Source organism: Promicromonospora kroppenstedtii DSM 19349 (genome assembly GCF_000515355.1).
Classification (GTDB): Bacteria; Actinomycetota; Actinomycetes; order Actinomycetales; family Cellulomonadaceae; genus Promicromonospora; species Promicromonospora kroppenstedtii.
In genome coordinates this window covers 2,086-6,669 of the sequence record NZ_KI911733.1, presented here as the reverse complement: position 1 = coordinate 6,669, position 4,584 = coordinate 2,086, and the positions used below count along the sequence as shown (strand labels likewise).

The following is a 4,584-nucleotide window of genomic DNA, read 5'->3' as shown; positions in this document are numbered from 1 at the left end:
CTGGGCAGGGCGACTGGCGGAGTACCTCGGCGACGAACACCAGCTCGCCCAGCGGGTGGGCGGCGCGGCGGGGGCGGCGATGAACGCACCGTCCAGCCCGACCCACGCCTGGGCCTACGGCCTGGAACGCGTCCTGGACTCCCTCACCCCGCCCGCCGAGCGGTGAGCCGGGAGGTCAGGGCTGGGCGTCCGGGGACTCGTTGCGCAGGCGGGGCTCCGTGCGGTTGGCCGGCTTGACCCCCGACTTGTCCTGGTAGAACGCGCGGATCACGTCCATGTCCGCGGCGACGTCGCCGGTCAGCTCGATGCTCGGCCCCAGGCCGGCGACCTTGGCGACGCCGTCCACGTACCCGAGCGTCACCGGCAGGCCGGCCTTCAGGGCGATGCGGTAGAACCCCGACTTCCAGTAGCCCGATCCCTTGCCGCGTGTGCCCTCCGGCGTCACCACCAGGTGGAACTCCTCTCCACGGGCGACGGCCGCGAGGATCTCGTCGACGATGCTGGCCGGGTCGCCCCGGTCCACGGGGATGCCGCCCAGCGAGCGCATGACACCGGCCATCGGCCCCCTGAACCAGGAGTCCTTGATGAGGAACCGGATGTGCAGGTCCATCTGGAACGCGATGGCCAGCATGAGGAAGAAGTCCGTGTTGGACGTGTGCGGCGCCCCGATGAACACCGTCGGCCGGGTCGGCGCTGGTTCCGTGCGCAGCCGGTAGCCGGTGCCGGCCCAGATCAGTCGTGCAACGGCCCGGCGGATGGTGCGTGACATCGTCGTCCTCGGTTCAGGGGATCGGCGGGAGACCTCAGACGGCGCTGAGCTTCAGGGTCTGCAGTGTGACAGAACCACGACCCGCTCAACGAGTACCGTCCGCCGCCCGTTCCGCGGCGGCCGTCCGGCTCCTCAACGGCGCAGGAGCGGGCGCACGCTGCTCGCCGCCAGCCGCACCAGCCCCCGCGAGCCGGCCGTCTGCTCGTCGAACAGCATGAGCGCCACGTGCGCCATCGCCTCGTCGGACGCCGCCACGGCGCGCGTCGCGATGCCGGCCCACGTCTTGGAGCGCATGAGCTGCTGCGCCAGGTAGCACTCGCGGTAGTGCCGCCCGAACCGGCGGCGGTGCGCTCGCTCGAACCCGGCCAGGGCGTCGGAGAGGCCCGCGCCGGCCCACGTCCCGCCGGCCCGTTCCACCTGCCCCAGGTGCTCCGCGAGCTGCACGCCGGCGGCCATGCCGTAGAAGATCCCCTCGCCGCTGAGCGGGTTGATCGTCGCGGCCGCGTCGCCGACCAGCACCGCGGCCCGGCCCGGCGCCGTCATCGGCGTCCGGGCGGCGGCGTGCGGCAGCTGGTGCGTGGCGACGCGCTCGATCCCGGAGACCGAGAAGCCCCGGCGCTCCAGGTCCTCGACGTACAGGTCGAACAGGTCGCGCAGCTTGCGGCCGTGCCGCGCGGTCTGCCGCTTCAGATGGTTCACGGGGAGGCCGACGCCGATGTTCGCGCCGTCGTCGGGCAGCGGGAAGACCCAGCCGTAGACGGGCAGGAGCGACTCCAGGAAGTCGAACCGGAGGGTGTCGCTCACGGGCTTGTCCGGGTGGGTCACCTCGCCGTACGCGCGCACCGCGATGTGGGTGTGCCGCATCGACGGCCGCTCGACGCCGACGGCGCGGCGCACCGCCGAGTAGGCGCCGTCCGCGCCGACGACCAGGTCGTACGTCGCCTCGCCGTCGGACAGGACGACCCGCTCGCGCGCGCCGTCCGACGTCGCCCCCTCGAACGAGACGCCCTCGCGCACCTCGGCGCCCGCGTCGCGCGCCGCGCCCAGCAGCAGGTGGTCCAGCTCGAGCCGGGGTGTGACGTAGCCCGCCAGGTCGCGACCCTCCATGAGCGGGCCCCGTGCCATGGCCTCGACCCCACCGGGGCCGCTGATGGCCACCGACATCGGCATGTGGAACGGCTCGAGAAGCTCCGAGAGGCCGAGCCCGTCCAGCACCCGGCGAGCGCCCGGACCCAGCCCGTCCCCGCAGGTCTTGTCGCGCGGGAACGTGGCCTTGTCGACCACGGTCACCTGGGCGCCGGGAACCTCACGGCGCAGCGCGATCGCCGTGGCGGCGCCCGCAGGCCCGCCCCCGACGACGAGGACCCGGGGTGCGTTGTCGCTGACCACGCCGTCGACCCTAGACCCGCCCGGACCGGCCGGCCAAGGCAGGCCTTCCGGTCAGCGGCGCGGCTTGCGGTCCGTCACGTCCTCGGCGGTGCCGGGCACGGTCTTGCCGTTGGCGAACCTCGCCCCGCCCGAGGTGGTTCCCCCGCTGGTCGTCGCCCCGCCGTGCGAGGCATCGCCGCCCGACGTGCCGCCCGGCGTCGTGTCACCGGTGGTGCCCGGCACGGTGCGGTGCTGCCGGAACCGCCGGATGGCCTTGTAGAGGGTGACGCCCGCGATGACGATCGCGATGGCGTCGTCGCCGAGGCCGAGCGGCCCCAGCACGCCTTCGGACAGGAGGTCGATCGGGCTCGCCACGTACCCGGCGCCCGCGACGAACGTGAGGATCTCCTGCCAGGTGAACTTCCTGGGATCCTTGCCCCGCTTGTTTTCCTCGCGCATGCCCCGGAACGTAACGGAGAACGAGGAAACTCGCCAGGGATGTCCCAGAAGCCCGTTTCCTGACAAGGCCCCGGGCGCCGTGGGTCAGACGTCTATCGGACGCCGGTCCTCCACCAGCCGCGACGTGTACCCGGCCGCCACGAGCCGGTCGAACGCGCCGATGACGCCGTCCGGCACATCCTCCTCGTGGGAGATGAAGCCCAGCTCGGCGTAGAGCGTGAGGCGCTGCGTCTCGCCGACGAGCATGTCGACCACGCGGTCGGCATCGCCGACACCGGCCACGTACTCGTCCAGCGTCTGGGGCCGCGACACGCACAGCACGTCGACGCCGGGCCACACCATCTGGCTCGTCGCGAACGCCCGACGCTGCTGGTAGGGGTGCGACACGAGCAGCACGGAGGTCGGCTCGACACCGTGCTCGACGAGCAGGTTGCGGCTGTACTCCAGGTTCTCACTGGTGTTGGTCGCCGCCGGCTCGACGAGGACCGCCTCAGCGGGCACGCCGCTCGCGATCGCGTGGTCGCGGTAGCCGAGCGCCTCGCCCTCGGGAAAGGCATCGACGGTGGTGGGCGCGTTGGCGCCCGTGAAGACGATCTGCCGGAACAGTCCCTGGTGGTAGAGCTCAGCGGTGTACTCGGCCACGCCGAGGTCGTGGCCGCCCAGGCCGATGCAGACGTCGACCTGCCGTGGCTCGTGCTGCAGGTCGTGGAACACCCACAGTGTCTCTACGTCCTCCCGCACCTCGGCGGGGATCATGACGTTCGGCATATGACGACCATATTGCTCGGACGAATGGGGGGCACAACCGGAGCGAGAGCGCGCACCTGGATTCCACAGAAATTGCGTGCAATGTCACATTTACCGGGAACGGCCCACAAGCGCCGTCGCTCTCCGTCCCCGCACCCCCCGCGCCGACATCCCATACCGAGACAAGGTAGCGGACCCCGGAGAAACCGCCCTACCGCGGGGGATCTTCGTCCTCCTCCGGCTCGCCGGCCGGGTCGGCCGCGACGGGGACCACGTCGTCCTCGAGCTTGCCCGAGAAGAGGTCGTAGTACTGCAGGTGAAGGTGGTAGCCGGCGCCCAGCGCGATGCGCCGGACCATTCCGAGCGTGGGCTCGATCTGCCCTGACTCGATACGACTGATCGTCGACGTGGGTACGCCCGCGAGCACCCCGAGGGAACTCATGCTGAGCCCTCGCTCGGCACGGATCCGGGCAATGATCTGGGCTGCGTTCGTGAGCAAGATGCCCTCCCGTCGACGCTCTGCCATCGAAACGTGCCATGACGCACGACAGGGCCTGCCGGAAAGTGAAGATCTGTTTTCCGGCAAGCCCTGTGGGACCTGACTCTATACGTCTATGGCCGTCGCGGCTCAGCGACGGGGCATGTGTCGCGATGTTTCCTCCGGGGGTGCCGCACCGACACGTTGGCCTACTACTCTCAGCCCCCATGGGTACTGCGAGCTCACCGGGGGACGCCGCGCCCCGGCCGGCCGCCGGGCACGGGACAGGTCGTCGCGGCCAGGCGGCACGCGCCGTGCGCGCCCTTCTCCAGGAGCACCCCGCGTGGGTGCTGCTGCGGTCGAGGAACGCCGCGGCCGCCGTCGTGCTGCTCGACCGCAACCTCGGGGCCTCTCGCCGCCGGCTGCCCGTGGAGCAGCTCGCGGAGCGGATCGACGACGACGTCCCCGAGCTGCGCCGCGCCGGCTTCGAACTGCCCTACTCGGGCTACTTCTACGTCTCGGAGTGGATCGACGAGGGCGTGCTGGTTCGCCGCCGCGGCCCGTCGAGCGGGGGCGAGCCCGGCACCGAGACGGTCGAGCTGTCCGACGGCGCGCTGCTCGCCATCCGGTTCGTCTCCCGCCTGAGCCGGCCCCACCCCGCGGTGACGCCGTCCCGGCTGGGCGCGGTGCTCGACGGCCTGCACCGGCTGGCAGACGAGGCCGACCCCGACCCGGAGGCCCGGCTCGCCGCCCTGCTGGAGCA

The 4,584-nt window shown here is 71.9% G+C and carries 6 protein-coding genes; 1 reads left to right on the top strand and 5 read right to left on the bottom strand.

Annotated features, from left to right (window positions below; genetic code table 11):
- Nucleotides 1–175: 175 nt before the first annotated feature.
- The 5 genes from PROKR_RS21915 to PROKR_RS21895 form a co-directional block, all read right to left on the bottom strand.
- A complete protein-coding gene (locus tag PROKR_RS21915) occupies nucleotides 176–769 on the bottom strand; it encodes a 1-acyl-sn-glycerol-3-phosphate acyltransferase (RefSeq protein WP_211240200.1) in 594 nt (197 codons plus the stop codon).
- 132 nt (nucleotides 770–901) lie between these two features.
- Complete coding sequence (locus tag PROKR_RS21910) at nucleotides 902–2,158, bottom strand: NAD(P)/FAD-dependent oxidoreductase (RefSeq protein WP_036967463.1); 1,257 nt, start codon at nucleotides 2,156–2,158, stop codon at nucleotides 902–904.
- Between the two features lie 51 nt (nucleotides 2,159–2,209).
- Complete coding sequence (locus tag PROKR_RS37005; protein WP_036967461.1) at nucleotides 2,210–2,596, bottom strand: DUF1232 domain-containing protein; 387 nt, start codon at nucleotides 2,594–2,596, stop codon at nucleotides 2,210–2,212.
- A gap of 84 nt (nucleotides 2,597–2,680) precedes the next feature.
- On the bottom strand, nucleotides 2,681–3,364 hold the full coding sequence (locus PROKR_RS21900; protein ID WP_036967458.1) for a YdcF family protein: 684 nt from the start codon (nucleotides 3,362–3,364) through the stop codon (nucleotides 2,681–2,683).
- Nucleotides 3,365–3,554: 190 nt separating this feature from the next.
- The gene (locus PROKR_RS21895) at nucleotides 3,555–3,842 is read right to left on the bottom strand and encodes a helix-turn-helix domain-containing protein (protein ID WP_160159013.1); all 288 of its coding nucleotides are present in this window, start codon (nucleotides 3,840–3,842) and stop codon (nucleotides 3,555–3,557) included.
- A 206-nt stretch (nucleotides 3,843–4,048) separates the two neighbouring features.
- Here PROKR_RS21895 and PROKR_RS31780 point away from each other — a divergent pair.
- Nucleotides 4,049–4,584, top strand: a 536-nt coding sequence (locus tag PROKR_RS31780) for a DUF3375 family protein (RefSeq protein WP_169736513.1), incomplete at its 3' end; no start/stop codon positions are given.